The following is a 16175-nucleotide window of genomic DNA, read 5'->3' on the forward strand; positions in this document are numbered from 1 at the left end:
GTCTATTTTTTGTGGACGAGCACGGGGAATTAAATTTTATCAGGGATTTCCCTGAATATTAATATCCGATTATATATTAGATTCATTGGTTGGCTATATGCTTTTCCATTATATCTGGCCATTAATTAGAAGCGTTCGCCAACCACATATCTGCATAATAAAGCTCTTACGAAGTAGGTCTATGCCTATTATCCGTGAGGGCTCTTTCTCATTTATTAATGATCCTGCAAAAAGTCAGCCCCATATGGAACCTTCGAGGGTACCATATGGGGCTTTTTTTGTTTCCGCATATTGCGGAAGCATGGCGCAGGGACAAGTTCCTGCGCTTTTTCACATTCAGTTAAAGGAGAGAAATGCAATGAAAGTAAAAACAAAGTGGAATAATATTCCTTTTTTTGGAACGATAAAAGAGCAGCGAGTTAGACGAGCGTAGCCCCTAGGCTCCACCATAAAAAAATCGTGAAGATCATCGTGGTCACACTTTTGATCACAGTGCTTATTTTTTTCATGCCGATGACACGAATACATAGCAAACCGCCCTGTTCGCATTGTTGCTAACAGGGCGGTTTGCTATGTCATAGAGGGCAGCTTGAAAGTTAGAGTCAACCTGCACTTTACGAACTATCTTGCACGTTTTTAAGGCTAACTTATTAATAGAGCAGTTACACAAAAAATAAGATTACTCTGCTACAACTTGTTTGCCTGCAATCCGGCCGAATGTGAAGATATCAGCGATGGCATTACCGCCAAGACGGTTTGTACCATGAATGACCCCTGTTACTTCACCTGCAGCGAACAACCCAGGGATGACTTCGCCTTTTTCATTCAAAACGCGAGTCTTCTCGTCGATCACCAAGCCGCCCATTGTATGGTGAACGGAGGGTACAGCTTTTTCGATGTAGTAAGGGCCTTTTTCAAGAGATTTCAATCCACCGCGATGTTTGAAATCAAGGTCTTTACCTGTTTTCGCATAATCATTTACTTTATTAATCGTTTCTTTCAAAGTGTTCACGTCAATTTTAAAGAAATCAGCGGCCTCTTCAATCGTATCGGCTTTAAAGAGCAAGCCTTGTTTAACGAGTTGATCGTATTCGTCTTGATGAACTTCGATCGTTTTACCGATATCCTCAATGCCTTGATTCCATAATTGATACGTATATCCACCCGTTTGGGCAAGAATTGCTTTAGAAATAACGTCACGACGTTCTAATTCCTCAACGAAGCGCTTGCCTTCTTGGTTAATCAGGATTGCACCATCGAAGCGGGAGTCTGCAACCAGAGAAATAACACCTGTCTCGGGATTACAGATTGGATACGTTTGAATACTCTCCATGTTTGTCAGTTTGGCGCCAATCGTTTCTGCCATAACGATACCGTCACCTGTAGATCCTGGTGTATCGGTAGTCATATATTTTTCATCCATTGTAGGGTTATACTTCTTACGCATCTCTACATTGGATCCAAAACCACCGGTAGTGATGATGACGCCTTTGTTCGCATGGAATGTGATCTTGTCGCCAGTACCCGAAGTCGCAGTTACACCTGTTACTTTGCCGCTTTCGTCCTTCAGCAAGGTTTCGGCTTTCATATTCGTTTTGATCGTGATTTGATCAGCGTCTGTTTTGGCTTTTAACTTAGTAATCAATTCAACACCTGTATGACCTACAGGAATCAACGCACGTTTTCTGGAATGGCCACCAAATTGGAACAGATGATCAGGTAAGAACTCTACCTTGATATCATCGCGCAGCCATTCGGCAGATGCTAGAGCATTGTCGGCAAGAATACGAACCATCTTTGGATCCCCGAGATTGTCTCCGCCTTTCATCGTATCATTATAGAACAAGTCAGCCGTGTCATCTGTGATGCCAAGAGCACGTTCAACCCAGTTGTCAGGCGCATTCATCTCACCACCGGAGATCAATGTGTTGCCGCCAACAGCTGGCATTTTCTCGAGCAGAACTACATTAGCTCCAGCGCTCTTCGCTTCGATAGCCGCACTAAAGCCAGCACCCCCGGCACCGATGACGACAACATCATAGGTTTGCTCGACTTCTTCTTTGTCTTTGCTTCCACTGACTGCAGCGCCAGCGACAAGGGTAAGTCCAGACTTCGTAATTGCATCTTGAATGGCTTCGAGATATCCTTTGCTTGTAACTGTAGATCCGCTAATGGCATCAACTTTTGCGCTGTTAGTTGCCATGACCTCTTGCTTGAGCTGCGTATAAACAGGTTCTGCAAGTACTTCATTTTCCTTATGCTCTGTCACTTTAATGTCAGTGATCTTGTTATCTAATAAGGAGACTTGTACTTTAATATCGCCATGTTTACCTTGCCCAACTCCTTCAAAGACTTGCACTCCGTTTGCATCTGCAGCGGGTTCTGCATCTTTACTGCCGCAGGCAGCAAGCGTGAACATAAGACTGAGGACTAGTAGAATAGATAACAGCTTTTTCGTGTGAGTTCGCATAATATCTCCTTCATTCTGTTGTGGATTGGTTACATACACTAGGGAGAGGAAGATTTGCTAGGCAAATCCTTTATCTCTAGCCTAGACATGAATGTTATTTCATGTGAAAATATGCACAAGACCTATTATAGATTTAGTACAGCATTATGTATTTGCACAGATTAGTGTTTTTTTGTCTTTTTCGGGCATGTAAGAAACGGATATTGTGAAGGGCTATGATTACAATGAAATCAATTCACTTAAAAATTACGTTAATCGCAGGAGGCTGCTTCTTGCTGCTGTTCGTTGCATTGCTTGTAACAATATATTTGGAGATGAACCATACGGTTGTCCCTTTGAATAAGAACTTAACGCAGCAAGTGGTTACTGCACGCAGCGACCAGATTGATTATTGGTTTAATCAGCGCATTGGAGAGATAGACATGCTTGCTTCTCTAGCTTCGGACCATCAGTGGACACGAGATGAATTGCTGCAAGAGTTCGATAAGTTCGAGGCGAAGAAGAAAGTAGAGTACGAATCCATACGCGTGGTGGATATTCACGGAAATTCCTGGTCAGCAAGGGACAAGCCTTTTTCGATACTAAACCGACCCTACTATCGAAAACTGCTGAATTCAGATTCCAATTATGTGGTAAGCAATCCGATCGTATCCAAAGCGAATGCAGCCGAAATCGTTGTCATTCTTTATCGCGTGAATCCATCGGTGAATGATGAGGTAGCTTATATTGCCGCAGCCGTCTCCGTCAAGAAGATGAGGGAGATTGCTCAAGATGTAATGCTATATGACCAGTCAGGCCAGCTTATCGTCGATTGCAGAGAGCTGGGTGAAGAAGATGGAGCGGAGGATACAGCAGATAAGAAGAACATGAGTGTATTTGAGGCTCCAATTCAAAATGTGGAAGGCTGGAAGTTAGTACTCAAAGTACCGAATTCAAGTCTATCGTTAGCGGTGATCAAAACCCAGCGGACTGCATTGCTGGTAGGCGTTCTTATCGGTAGTGCGTTTATCGTCTTTCTGGTGCTGCTTGCTTCTTCCATTATTCGTCCAATTCAGTCGCTTCGCCAGGTAATGGAAAATGTGCAGAACGGCAACCAAACCATACGAGCAGATGTTACGCGCTCGGATGAGATCGGCGATCTTGGACGAAGCTTCAATGACATGCTTGTTCAATTATACGCTGTGGAGCAGGACCGAAAGGAGATGGAACTCAGACTGATTCATGAGCAGATCAAGCCGCATTTTTTATACAACACATTGGATACGATCCAGTGGATGGCAACGGAACATGGAGCAGACAATGTGGTGGAGATGGTGGAAGCGCTTAGCGCGTATTTCCGATTAGGGCTTGGCACAGGCAGTCCCTACATTCTGCTTGATCAGGAGTTGTACCATGTCGAGAGTTATCTTCATATTCAAGGTGTGCGATATGAGGAGATTCTGGACTACGAGCTTCGATATGATGAAAAGCTTGCTCAGTGCCAAGTTGTTCGCTTCATACTGCAGCCTTTGGTGGAAAATGCGATTTATCACGGGATTAAGCCACTTGGGTATCAAAAGTGCAAAATTTCGATTACAGCATATAAACAGGCCGATTATTTGGTCATTAAGGTTGAAAATAATGGGGTTATGATTCCGGAAGAGAAGCTTGAGCAGATAAATCAAGCCCTTCTTGATGATACATATGATCGTTCTGCCACAGGCTTTGGGCTATACAGTGTAAACCATCGCATTCGACTAGCTTACGGAGTGCCATATGGCCTTGCAGTGAAGAGCGAAGATGGCATTACCGTTATGGTCATTCGAATACCTTTGGACGGGGAGTGGAATGAAGATGTGGAAGATTGTCATCGTCGATGATGAAACGATCATTCGCAAAGGCTTGCGACAATACATTGAGGAGAGTCCGTATCTTTTTGAGGTTGCAGGAGAAGCGAAAAGTGCAAACGAAGCATTGAATATGGTGGAGGAAGCCCCACCACATGTATGTCTTGTGGACATCAACATGCCGAATATGAATGGGCTCGATCTGATGAATATATTGCGCGAACGCTGCCCGTCGGTTCTGGTTGTCATCATCAGCGGGTACGATAACTTTGAATATGCGCGTCAAGCCGTGCAACTGCAAGCATTCGATTATGTATTGAAACCTGTGCCGAAGAGTGATCTGAACAAGCTGCTTCATCGGATCGATGAGCATCTTCAGGTAAAATATCCTTTGCATTCACATGAAGGCAGGGTGGATAAGGAGCGGGAGCTTCCCGGGTATACAGGGGATGGAACAGTGCTTATCCAAAAAGTGACCGAGTATATTGACAGTCATTATCAGGATCCGGAGCTGTCTATTACTCGAGTAGCAGCACTATTTCATATCAACCAAACCTATCTTAGCAAGCGTATGAAGCAAGAAATCGGTGCTTCATTCCTTGACTATGTCACTGAGCTTCGGATATCGAAGGCGAAGGAGATTCTGGATGACGTAATGCCGAATATCAAAATCGGGGATCTGGCCGTGAAGGTAGGGTATAAGAGCCAGTACTATTTTAGTCGTGTGTTCAAAAATAGAGTCGGCTCAAGCCCCTTAGAGTACAAAAAGCATCCGTTCGGTTATGGATAGGAGGGCCATTCTCGTCCCTCTGCAGCACGCCATAGATGCTATGCTCGGAGCCGCCTTCTATCAAAACGGTTGGATTTTAAACATGAGCGAGAAGATGAAGTTAAAGCATCCAATAGTGCAATATTTTTATGAACTAAGGCGTAGTACATTATAAAAATAAATAACTTCATTGAATATTCAAGAGCAGATAAACTGTCTGGAAGTGTCTTAGGGCTCCTCATATAAGTTTGTTCACATTGTCCACCCACGTATGTGGAGAGTGTCGCTCTACTGGTAAGGAAGGATACAGTGCTATGAAATCCTTATATTTATTGGACTTTACGGACAAGTATGAGAAAAAATGTTGTTAAAGAGATGGCATCATTGCCGTCTCTTTTTTGTTTCACTTTTTTAGCATTGCTCTGACTCTGGTTCCCGCTGCCGCATCCTACGATCACAAGCATGAAAGACTGCACGAAAATTAGTGTTGATGCTTATGTTTAACCCCTCTCTGCTCTGCTAGGTGACAGGCATCATAGACGTACCTGCGTGATGTTGCTACGATGTTCCATGGAAATTAAGTGAAAGTGATCACAAGAAATTACAGAAGGAGTTATTTATCGTGAAAAGAATCGTAACACTGAGCACCCGCAAACTGATGGATACCGCAAAACACGGCGGATGCGGCGCATGCCAGACCTCTTGCCAGTCCGCTTGTAAAACTTCCTGCGGCGTTGCAAACCAGAAGTGTGAAAATGCAATGAACAGATAGGATTCGGAATTTTACCGCCCATTGCTCTGCTGATGGGCGGCTATTTTTAAGAAATGGACGCTTCCTCTAAAGGATGGCAAAGCCGTTTCTACTTGTGTGCAAAAGGAGCTTGATTAGTAAGTATGATTCATCAATATAAACTAAATGGATACAATATCGTGCTCGACACTTACAGTGGCTCAGTACATGTTGTTGATGACCTAGCATATGAAATTATAGCGCTTTATGAGAAAACTTCTGTCGACCAAATCGTGACAATGATGTTAGAGAAATATAAGCATGATTCCAGCATTTCTGAGAGTGACATTCGAGAAACCATCGTGGATATCGAGGAGCTTATAAATGATGGTCAGCTTTTTACAAAAGATGAGTATGAGAACCTCTCGCTTGATTTAAAAAAACGGAAAACTTATGTTAAGGCACTCTGCCTCAATGTTGCGCATACCTGTAATCTATCATGCGACTATTGCTTCGCTAGCCAAGGGAAATACAACGGAGATCGAGCAATCATGAGCTATGAGGTTGGACAAAAAGCTATCGATTACCTGCTTGAAAATTCGGGTCATCATCGAAACCTGGACATCGACTTTTTTGGCGGGGAACCGCTCTTGGCTTGGAAAGTGGTTAAACAGATCGTAGCTTATGCAAGAAGCAAAGAACAAGAATACAAAAAGAAGTTCCGCTTCACCTTCACGACGAACGGGATGCTGCTGAACGATGAGGTCACCGAGTTTTTAAATCAGGAAATGTACAATGTCGTATTAAGCCTGGATGGAAGAAAAGAGGTTCATGACCGGCTTCGCCAAACGGTTAACGGAAAAGGCAGCTATGATCATATTCTTCCGAAGTTCCAGGAATTCGTTCGTAAGCGCGGAGACCAAGAGTACTATGTACGAGGAACCTATACCCGTAACAATGTTGATTTCACCAATGATATATTTCATATCGCAGATCTTGGTTTTGACAAAATCTCGATGGAACCGGTCATTTGTGATCCAAGGGAACCCTATGCACTTACCGAGGAGGACCTCCCGGAGATATACAACCAGTACGAAATTCTCGCCAAGGAAATGATCGGGCGCGGTGAACAAGGCAAGGGATTTACCTTTTATCACTACATGCTTGACCTCTCGGAAGGACCTTGCATCCAGAAGAGAATCACTGGCTGTGGTTCGGGAACCGAATATCTTGCTGTCACCCCTTGGGGAGAGCTTTTTCCTTGCCACCAGTTCGTAGGGGATGAAGAGTACAGCATGGGAAATCTCTGGGATGGCATCACACAACCTGAGCTGCAATGTCAATTTAAAGAGAGTAACTGCTACTCGAAGCCGGAATGTAAGGACTGCTGGGCGAAACTCTACTGCAGCGGCGGTTGTCCTGCCAATGCGCTGCACGCGACGGGTTCCCTGGTCGGAACCTATGACTTCAGCTGTGACATCTTCCGCAAAAGAGTCGAATGTTCCATGATGGTGAAGGTTGATGAATCTATTAGAGCGATGGAAGAGCAACCTAACTAGTTAACGTAACTGCTTGATAAACTGTAACCGAGAAATAGACACTTTTAAATAAAGTGACCTTTCTCGGTTTTTGTATGATTTAGAGAAGGAGGACCGTAAAACAAGAAAGGGATCGGTTTCTGTAAAGGGCAGATCACTAATCGTTTTTTAATCTGAATCTATGGAATAAATTCTGTGCGTTGCTCGATAAATTTGGAAGCAAGGAGCAGGGCGGGGCTAAAGAAGTGAAGAGATTGAGGATCGGATGTATGGAGAAGGGGCAAACCCGGAGCCAACAAGCCTGTCCTCTGTTTTGTTATTGAAGGCGGAATTACATGTTCTAGAGCAAATTGCAGCAACAACTGGAGGGCTTTCTCAGTCCAACGCTAGAGGAATTGGATAAAATGTGAAAATATATACCCATTTGTAATACTTTCGCCATGTTCATTACTCCCAAAATAAGCAAATATAGATACAGAAGCTGATACGATAATGCAGCCGTTTAAAAAATCATCGAGCTGTTCTGATTGTTATTGAAGGAATTATAGGAAGAGGTGTTGTGAACGATGGTTATTTTCTTCGATAGAGCTAAACGGCCGCTTTGGGAGGGCAGGCCCTCCATTTACTCCCATATTCAGGTACAAGGAGAATCCGTGGATGGATCGCTGCCGGATGACGAAGAATTCTGGTCCGGTGATAAAATCAGATGGGTAGCGGGCGGTTTGGATGGAGCTTTTGGACATCATGCCGGACCTGCTAAGATGACGGATGAGGCAAGAGAGTTGGTTCGCCTGCTGGCGAAGCAATCCAGAAAGTCTAAGAATTCAACAAGAAAGGCCCTATATGCTAAGCTTGTGAAGACAGATATAGGGGGAATGATGGATGTTGTTCTGGATGAGGTACGCAAGCAGCCCGGGATACAGCCGGACTCCGTATTCCATGAAGCGAAATGGTTAGCGGAGAATGCGGCGCACCGAAATGTCGTCAAATTCGGGATTGCCTTACTGGGCCTTTTTCAAAACGAGCAAGTTAAGGATTTGCTTCTAACGTTGGGGAGACATGAGGAATTTACGCTTTATGCTGTGGTTGCGATTCATAATGGAATGGAAGACAGCAATCAAGTTCTATTTGAATTGGCTCAACAGGTTCATGGATGGGGGAAAATACATATCGTCGAGAGACTTGACCCTGCTAGTCAGGAGATAAAAGATTGGCTGCTGCGGCAAGGATGCCACAACAACGTCATGAACGAATATTTAGCCTGTATTTGTGCTAGAAATGGTGGCTTGAGGGAGGCACTTTCTGCTGACCAGGTAGATAGTGCATTATTGGATGAGGCAGTCGATATCATTGAAGCGCTATTGAATGGCGGGCCTGCTGAGGACATAGATGATTATGAGCATGCTCCACAGGTGTTATTTGATTACGTGAGGCTCACTGGGAAGATAGGGGGAACTCCAAAGCATCTGTCAGCTATATCTAGCATTTACGATTTTCTTGCTGAGGATGAGGAGAAATGGGACGTTCGGATGTCTGCAGGCTGGAGCGAGCAGTTAAGAAGCGATATCAGCGATGCTTGCCAATCGATTATGGCCAACATCAAGTGGATGAGCATCGTTATGGATGCTGTTAGCAGCGGTGATTCGCCGGACCGTTACTATGGCGTAGCTTGTGCCGAAAAGCTTGGCATTGATATTTGGGACACTCTCTACAATCAGTTTGCAGCTAACCCGCTACAGGATTTCTATTACTATCAGCTCATGAAATCGAATGATCCAAACGGAATTCATAGGTTCGTTCAATTCGCCATCGAACACCTTCCTTTGCAACAAATCGCAACTGGACCAGGGAATGAGATGGGATTCGGCGAAGAATATGCAGCACATAGGAAATTGGGAGCTATCTTGCAGAGCCTGGACCGGTTCGAGGGGATAGGGGCAGAGTTGATCCTCACTGGCCTGAATAGTCCAGTGACCTCCAACCGGAACATGGCGATAAGACATTGGAGAGCTGGGACGTTTCATCATGGGGGGAGAAGCTGGTTCACGCAGTCTCTAATTTATCAGTAGTCGAGCCTGACGACTCGGTAAAAGAACGGCTAGACCAACTCCGTGAGGCAAAGGGGTTGTAAGTATGAGGAATATTCATGATGGAGGAGCTGAATGGTTGTATGGCTTATATAAAAAGAACGTACTATTGTATTGAATATTCTGGCTTTGGTGGACAGAAGAGTTGGTGAGAAGCGGTTTTTGAGCATGGCTGAGAAGATAGTGTTGAAGCAACCGGTTGTGTGATGTTTTTATGAGTTGCGGGGTGGGACGTTAAGCAATAAGAGTGAAGTTAAGGACGTGGTATGCTTTCACGCCCTTTTTATTTTAGAGTGAGTATGTTAAACGAAATTGAATAGACGATGTGTTTTTCTTATTTTCGGTAATACAACTTTAACCTACTGTGGAATTCAGATTAAATTAAACACAAGGCGATTATGTCAGCCAATAGATTGTAAATACCCCTTTAGTTCCTCCCATCCCCCGGTTTCATCATTAGATTTGATGCGGATCAACTTGAATTCAGTGTATGAACATAAATCATCTTTCATTTTGTCATTCAAAATTGTTTTTGGATCCCGGCGATGATAACTTCCGTCGTATTCAATAGAGCAGAGCGGCTGCAAAGATTCCCTTTCGTAAATAACAAAGTCCATGTGACTCGAAAAGTAGAAGTTTTTTAAAGAATAGTCTAATGGTAGATTGATTGATAATACATCTTTTATGGGGACTTTAGGAAAGACAAGCAAAGGCATACCGCCAAGGAATATTAGCAGTTTATTATAAATCATCCGCTCACCTTCATGCATGAGCTTAATACGGTTTTCTTGCCGGATAATCTGGTTAAATGCAATGGATAATTCAATTGAGGGGCGATGAAAATTGCTTGCTTCAATTGTATAAATATAACGGCTCAATTTCGTTAAATAACCTTGCCCGTTATCAATTTGTGCAAGATTTCCGACAAGCATGAAATAATCAAGTGCACGGGTAAGGGCTACATTAATTAACCGGTAGCTGTTCTGTACAAAGTTAATCTGAAAAGATGTTGAACCTTGTGAAATCACTGTGCTGAAAATAATAGCCTTACATTCACCGCCTTGAAACGTATGAACAGTTCCTATTTTTATATTAGGTTTTCCGCTGAACATTTTTATGAGATGTTCTTTCTGAGCTGAGAAAGGTGTTACGATACCGATCTGATCAATGCCATTTTGTTCAAGTTTATTCACGATTGTATGGATTTCATTTAATTCATGATGATTGATCGTTCCTGATACAGAACCGTATACATTAGTAGAATATATTCCGGCTGTATAGGGTTGTCTCTCTGGTTCATGACGCATCATCCGTAAGCGGTTATGGTAAAATTGCTGATTGCTGAAGGACGCAATGGATGGAATGCAGCGATAGTGGTAGTTGAGGAGGTGTGTACCCCCTTCGCTTAGTTGGCACGCCTGTTCAGCTCTTTCGAATGCAGAATTATTCAGATAACAATAAGGTTCAGGGTCTATTCCTGGCGCATGTGTTTCAAACAAGTTTCTGCTAAAAGTATCCTCAATCGAAACAATATGACTCAATTGATTGGTATCCCCGAATAAACAGGCCTTACGTGCAGACTGGAGCAAGCAAAAAATACTTGGAATCGAACACTGGGATGATTCATCTATGATAGCAAGATCTAAGGACATTCCGGCTGGAATACAGTTGCGTGCAGATAGACTGCTAACGAGGAGTACAGGGAACAGTTTAAGGAAAGAAGGAAAAGCAGACGAGCTGTTTCTAATATTTCCTTTCTCACGCAGCTCTTGAATAAGCCCTTTGATTTTTTGGAGCTCTTTCATATCTTTGAGAACAGGACTGGCACTGTGAAGCCACTGGTACTGCAAAAGGTGCAGGTCAATTTCATTTTTCTTCTTATATAAATTCTTCAGGTCAACTGAGGCATCCTGTTGTTGTTTCTTTATCGAAGCCAGCTCTTCTACAAGTTGAGAGCAGCGTAATTCAAGGTTGATAACTTTGATAATCTCCTCACAGAAGGCCAGGGATTGAACCGGGGTGCTGCTGTCAATATGCTCCCAGAGCTGTATTGCACCAATGGACCTTAGCTGCTTTTTCATACGGAATTTCAAATAGGTATGTATTCTTCCGGCTATGTATGAACGAAACCTTCTGAATATATCATTGCCGTACAGTTGCAGCGGTTTATCTAACAGTTCACGTAAACGAAACTCTATTTTTTCATTGGCGATTGAAATGGACTTTAAATCATTTTTCATAGGGATCAAGTGATTCAGACGTAATCTGTCATTTAGAACATTAATTAGGTCTTGAAGCTGATTAATTGTGCTGGTCATATCAATAATTTGGTTCTCTATTTGTTCAGCACGAGTTATTTCATCCATTAAGGCTTGGCTCTTATTTTTATAATCTGAGTAAGTCTCTGCAGAAAGCACATTATATTGATTGTTGTTCACTATCTCTATCATACGGTCTAAAGCAGACTGAAGCGGTACTGCAGCTTCTTTGTTTTTTGCAATATTTCCTAAACGGACGTAGCCAAAGAAATACTTGCTTATTCCGTTAGCATCGAGTTTCTCCACAATATTATCTACGGCCTGGTTATTTGTACTTGCAATGACACAAGTTTCTTGATGATTGACCTGATTGGCGATTAAGTTCAGAATAGTCTGTGTTTTGCCGGTGCCTGGAGGTCCTTTAACAATATTAATCGTATGATTTATATCATGCAGAACAGTATTTTGAGGGAGATTACCAGGTACAATATGAATTAGCATTTGATCGTCAGACATATTTGGTACAGCATAGCTATGGTTTAGATAACTCTTTAAAACGGGACTCGGTTCAAACTTATCATTCAAGATCCCCTGAATCTCTTGTGAGATATGGTAATTACTAAAGTTAGAATTCTTTGCCTGGAATACAGTATAGGCTGTTACGATTCTTGTTTCTTCGAGATCTGCAATCTCAAGCAGTTGTGTAATCATAGTATTGTCATCCAAAAAACAGGTAGGATTTGAGGAGAATTGTTCTTTTAGGTTAGTGAGGATGTTTAGAGACTGCTTATCAGCCAATGATTTATACACTTCCTGATGAAATCCGCATTGATCAGCTTTATAAAGATTATGATCTGATAGGAATGTTGAATTACTCCACAGAATTAATGGGAGATAAATAAAGCCGCCTTTCTTATTTACTCTCAATAGAGGGTAGCCAAACATAATTGTTTGATCGTCTTTTAAATCATGGCTTAGTTTTTCATACCGTTCAACGACAAACTCTATGTTTAATGGATCTATTTGAGCCTGGTTTAGATCGGAAGGTTTGAGTTGGGTTGAATAATAGCTTTCATATTTTAAGCATTCTAAATAATACTGGAGCAGGTTCTTGGTAATCATTTAGTTCTCCTTATGGGAAATAAAGTATGTATATTTATATTATCCTATAAAAGTAATGAATTTGATATGGGGTAATCAACATACAGATTAGGAGTTGCGTGTACTACAGGTGATTTTAGAGATAATTGGCGGGAGTTGCCCAGTACGTTATTCTGATAATCTGATGATACCTGTGCCGATATAAAAAGCTGGTGAGTAGCGGGAACAGGATAGTGGAAATTATTCCGATAAAGACCTTCCTGGATTATATTATAGGTGAGGTGAGCTTAGCTTAGCGTAAGCGATTGAAATACAATAATGGGCGTTACTCCTAAAATGTGCAGTTATCTTTTTTGGTACTTTGATAGTAATACAACAGGTGGAAAAGCTTTATAGAACAGCGTAACTTATTCATGCTGGTTAACGCTGTTCTATTTTGTTATTATAAATATACGAACATTAGTTTTTATTAAGGTTAAAATTTGATTGAGGCAGGGTAACAATAATGAATAAAGCACCAACTATTTTTTCATTTTTTTCGGGAGCGGGATTTTTGGATCTTGGCTTTGAAAAAAGTGGATTTAATGTTGCATTTGTGAACGAATATCATCTGCCATTTATGGAGACATATCAGTATTCCCGTAATCACATGGGGATGTCACAGCCGGAGTACGGGTATCACTTAGGAGATATCACCGAGTTTGAGCGTAATCCTAAAAGTGAGCTCTTGTCAAAATTGATTAACCAAACCAAAAGTGAGGATCGGCTTGTTGGATTCATTGGCGGACCTCCATGCCCCGACTTTTCAGTAGGCGGTAAGAACAAAGGGCATGAAGGGGAGAATGGGAAGCTGTCTGCAACTTATATTGACTTAATTTGTAAACAATCCCCTGACTTTTTTTTATTTGAGAATGTTAAAGGGTTATGGCGTACCAAAAAACATAGGGCTTTCTATGAACTGATGAAAGATAAGCTACATTCCCACGACTATGTTACAACTGAACGGTTAATTAATTCCATTGAATATGGTGCACCTCAACTCAGGGAACGTATTATATTAATCGGCTTTAAGAAAAGCTTGTTGAATAAGCTCGGGATTGAGTTAGAAGCAGGTCAGACACTCACTGATGTGTTCCCATGGGAAGATCATCTTAAGTATCACATTGAAGAAATTAATGCAATGCCATGGCCGGGAATGGAACCGTTCGCTGAGAATGGAAAACGTGAAAGACCAGCCGGCATCAGTGAAGAATTAACCGTTGATTTCTGGTTTGAGAAAAATGATGTCGGGAATCATCCTAATGCCCACCAGCATTTTACCCCACAGGCTGGATTGGCCAGGTTTTTAACCATTCCGGAAGGGGATGATTTGAAGAAGTCTTATAAGCGGCTGCATAGATGGAGACCTTCTCCGACTGTGGCTTACGGTAATAATGAAGTACACCTTCATCCCTATAAAGCCCGCAGATTATCTGTTGCTGAAGCATTGGCACTGCAAAGTTTACCAAAGGAATTTCAATTACCTCAAAACATCACGTTATCCAACGCATTCAAAACAGTAGGTAATGGGGTTCCTTATGAAGCATCTAAAGGAATTGCTGTAACTATTCTGGATTTTTTGAAGGTGGGAGAGTATGGAGAAGCTAACCGCAGCTAATCTTGTACATGAAATTGGTATGTTACCAAGGGATGGTATTTTTAATTATATTAATAGCAAAACACCAACTTTGGTTAAGATCATTAATATTGTAAGACCGCAAGGGCCGATTAAAATTCAAAGAATTAGGCCTAACAAAGGTGAAACTTGGGAAAAGGCGAAAGTTCAGTCTATATCTGTTCCAATGATTTGGAGACTAGCTAATGCCTTAATGCCAGATCATCCGATAAATGTAGACAGGATATTTGGCGGCAGCTACAATACCCGGTCTGCTCTAGAAGCTCTACTGGTGCATACACCGCAATTTTATTATTGTTATCCTGGACGCATAGAGAGTATTAGTTCAAAAAATAAGATCAAACCTGGTCATAAACACTTGATGTGGTGTCCGGATCACCCTCATGCTCCCAATATGCTGGTAAAAGCAGAAGTTGAGATGGTTATCTCGGAGGTACCAAGTACTGAGATTGTTTATGATGCTCTAGTTCTTCCGGATGAATATCATAGTCCCGGACTAGACATAGAACTGAAACGCAGACACTCCCAAATGCAAATTGCACTTATAGAAATCGGGCAGCACCTTGGCTTTAAAACATGGGTTGCCCAGAACGATAAAGGAATAATATATAAAAATCAGAAGCTTGGTGAAATGGAAGGCGTAATTGGATCATTGAGAAGAGAAGAAAATTTGATGTCGTCTTTTAATGAAGCTCAAAAAGCGGCTTTACTTATTGATTGTATCTGGTTTAAAAATGGCAGACTAATGCCAGCGGTAATGGAAGTTGAGCATAGTACAGGCGTGACGAGCGGCTTAACCCGTATGAAGGGGTTACAGGATGCACTTCCGCCGTTTCCTACCCGTTATGTTATCATTGCACCGGACGAGGACAGGGAGAAGGTTTTTAGAGAAGCATCACGCCCGCAGTTCCAGTCACTAAATGCAAGGTTCTTTCCTTACAGCGCAGTTGAAGAGATGTATGCCCTTTTTAAACGGCGTAATATTAAAGGTGTTACAGAAGAATTCCTGGATAGTTACATGGAGCCAATTCTGGTCCAGTTAGCTTGATATTGAACAAGCAATGTAAATACTCAGTAAAGTTTTCCCGGGTTTAAGTTTGGATCCATATCCATCATGATGGAAGTGATATTATGGCTGACAAAATAAGCAAGGAAAAACGAAGTGAAAATATGAGGGCAATCCGCTCTGTGTCAATGCTGGAAAATTTGGTTACAAGAGCAGTTTGGGCAAAAGGGTTACGCTTCAGGAAAAATGTTAAAGGTATGCCTGGGAAACCGGATATTGTTATAAAAAAGTATAAAACAGTTATTTTCATAGACTCGTGTTTTTGGCATAACTGTCCTATACATGGAACGATACCTAAGAGCAATACTGAGTTCTGGATTGAAAAACTTATGAAGAATAAACAAAGGGATATTAATATTAGTAACTATTACACTGGAGAAGGCTGGAGTATTCTTCGTGTGTGGGAACATGAAATCAGATCTGATTTTAACACGGCTATAGAAAAAATTACAGACTTTATAAACTTGGCTAAATCAAAGGAGTCCTTTCTGTAGGGACTCTTTTTTATTTATAAAAGAACATGAATTTTAATGTCGATAGAGAACTTATGTTCCTGTATAATCGAATTATTAATAATATCTATTTCATGTATTTAACATGTATTAATAGTAATTAGAGGGAAAACCCGAAAAAATGTCGAAGAATAAATATGGGA

At 41.8% G+C, this 16175-nt stretch carries 10 protein-coding genes; 8 read left to right on the plus strand and 2 right to left on the minus strand.

Going from position 1 to position 16175, the window contains the following annotated elements:
* Positions 1-679 precede the first annotated feature (679 nt).
* Positions 680-2470 (minus strand): flavocytochrome c, encoded by a 1791-nt coding sequence (locus MHH50_RS03450; RefSeq protein ID WP_340033937.1) that lies wholly within the window; start codon positions 2468-2470, stop codon positions 680-682.
* 272 nt (positions 2471-2742) lie between these two features.
* Between MHH50_RS03450 and MHH50_RS03455 the strand changes: the two genes are divergently transcribed.
* The 5 genes from MHH50_RS03455 (at position 2743) to MHH50_RS03475 (ending at position 9402) form a co-directional block, all read left to right on the plus strand.
* Positions 2743-4329 carry a histidine kinase gene (locus tag MHH50_RS03455; RefSeq protein ID WP_340033938.1) on the plus strand — a complete coding sequence of 529 codons (1587 nt, stop codon included), beginning with the start codon at positions 2743-2745 and terminating at the stop codon, positions 4327-4329.
* Positions 4304-5086, plus strand: coding sequence for a response regulator (locus MHH50_RS03460; RefSeq protein ID WP_036684791.1), 783 nt, complete (start codon positions 4304-4306; stop codon positions 5084-5086). Before MHH50_RS03455 ends, MHH50_RS03460 begins: the two co-directional genes overlap by 26 nt.
* A 601-nt stretch (positions 5087-5687) precedes the next feature.
* Positions 5688-5837: a six-cysteine ranthipeptide SCIFF gene (gene scfA / locus MHH50_RS03465; RefSeq protein WP_076098734.1), complete on the plus strand. Its 150-nt coding sequence runs from the start codon at positions 5688-5690 to the stop codon at positions 5835-5837.
* Positions 5838-5959: 122 nt separating this feature from the next.
* On the plus strand, positions 5960-7354 hold the full coding sequence (gene scfB / locus MHH50_RS03470) for a thioether cross-link-forming SCIFF peptide maturase (protein WP_340033939.1): 1395 nt from the start codon (positions 5960-5962) through the stop codon (positions 7352-7354).
* A 545-nt stretch (positions 7355-7899) separates the two neighbouring features.
* Positions 7900-9402, plus strand: coding sequence for a limonene hydroxylase (locus MHH50_RS03475; protein WP_340033940.1), 1503 nt, complete (start codon positions 7900-7902; stop codon positions 9400-9402).
* Positions 9403-9821: 419 nt separating this feature from the next.
* On the opposite strand, the gene MHH50_RS03480 is transcribed toward MHH50_RS03475, so the two are convergent.
* A complete protein-coding gene (locus tag MHH50_RS03480) occupies positions 9822-12800 on the minus strand; it encodes an AAA domain-containing protein (RefSeq protein WP_340033941.1) in 2979 nt (992 codons plus the stop codon).
* A 484-nt stretch (positions 12801-13284) separates the two neighbouring features.
* Between MHH50_RS03480 and MHH50_RS03485 the strand changes: the two genes are divergently transcribed.
* The 3 genes from MHH50_RS03485 (at position 13285) to MHH50_RS03495 (ending at position 16014) form a co-directional block, all read left to right on the plus strand.
* On the plus strand, positions 13285-14436 hold the full coding sequence (locus MHH50_RS03485) for a DNA cytosine methyltransferase (protein WP_060626947.1): 1152 nt from the start codon (positions 13285-13287) through the stop codon (positions 14434-14436).
* Entirely contained in the window at positions 14414-15502 is a 1089-nt protein-coding gene (locus MHH50_RS03490) for a hypothetical protein (protein WP_060626948.1), read from the plus strand. Before MHH50_RS03485 ends, MHH50_RS03490 begins: the two co-directional genes overlap by 23 nt.
* A gap of 83 nt (positions 15503-15585) precedes the next feature.
* Positions 15586-16014: a very short patch repair endonuclease gene (locus tag MHH50_RS03495; RefSeq protein WP_060626949.1), complete on the plus strand. Its 429-nt coding sequence runs from the start codon at positions 15586-15588 to the stop codon at positions 16012-16014.
* Positions 16015-16175 lie beyond the last annotated feature (161 nt).

It is taken from the genome of Paenibacillus sp. FSL H3-0302, assembly GCF_037982245.1.
GTDB classification, from domain to species: Bacteria; Bacillota; Bacilli; order Paenibacillales; family Paenibacillaceae; genus Paenibacillus_AQ; species Paenibacillus_AQ odorifer.

Excerpts from the sequence above, each read along its gene's own strand:
- MHH50_RS03450 (WP_340033937.1), bottom strand. The coding sequence starts at position 2,470 with ATGCGAACTCACACGAAAAAGCTGTTATCTATTCTACTAGTCCTCAGT.
- MHH50_RS03460 (WP_036684791.1), top strand. The coding sequence starts at position 4,304 with ATGTGGAAGATTGTCATCGTCGATGATGAAACGATCATTCGCAAAGGC.
- scfB (WP_340033939.1), top strand. The coding sequence starts at position 5,960 with ATGATTCATCAATATAAACTAAATGGATACAATATCGTGCTCGACACT.
- MHH50_RS03475 (WP_340033940.1), top strand. The coding sequence starts at position 7,900 with ATGGTTATTTTCTTCGATAGAGCTAAACGGCCGCTTTGGGAGGGCAGG.
- MHH50_RS03480 (WP_340033941.1), bottom strand. The coding sequence starts at position 12,800 with ATGATTACCAAGAACCTGCTCCAGTATTATTTAGAATGCTTAAAATAT.
- MHH50_RS03485 (WP_060626947.1), top strand. The coding sequence starts at position 13,285 with ATGAATAAAGCACCAACTATTTTTTCATTTTTTTCGGGAGCGGGATTT.
- MHH50_RS03490 (WP_060626948.1), top strand. The coding sequence starts at position 14,414 with ATGGAGAAGCTAACCGCAGCTAATCTTGTACATGAAATTGGTATGTTA.
- MHH50_RS03495 (WP_060626949.1), top strand. The coding sequence starts at position 15,586 with ATGGCTGACAAAATAAGCAAGGAAAAACGAAGTGAAAATATGAGGGCA.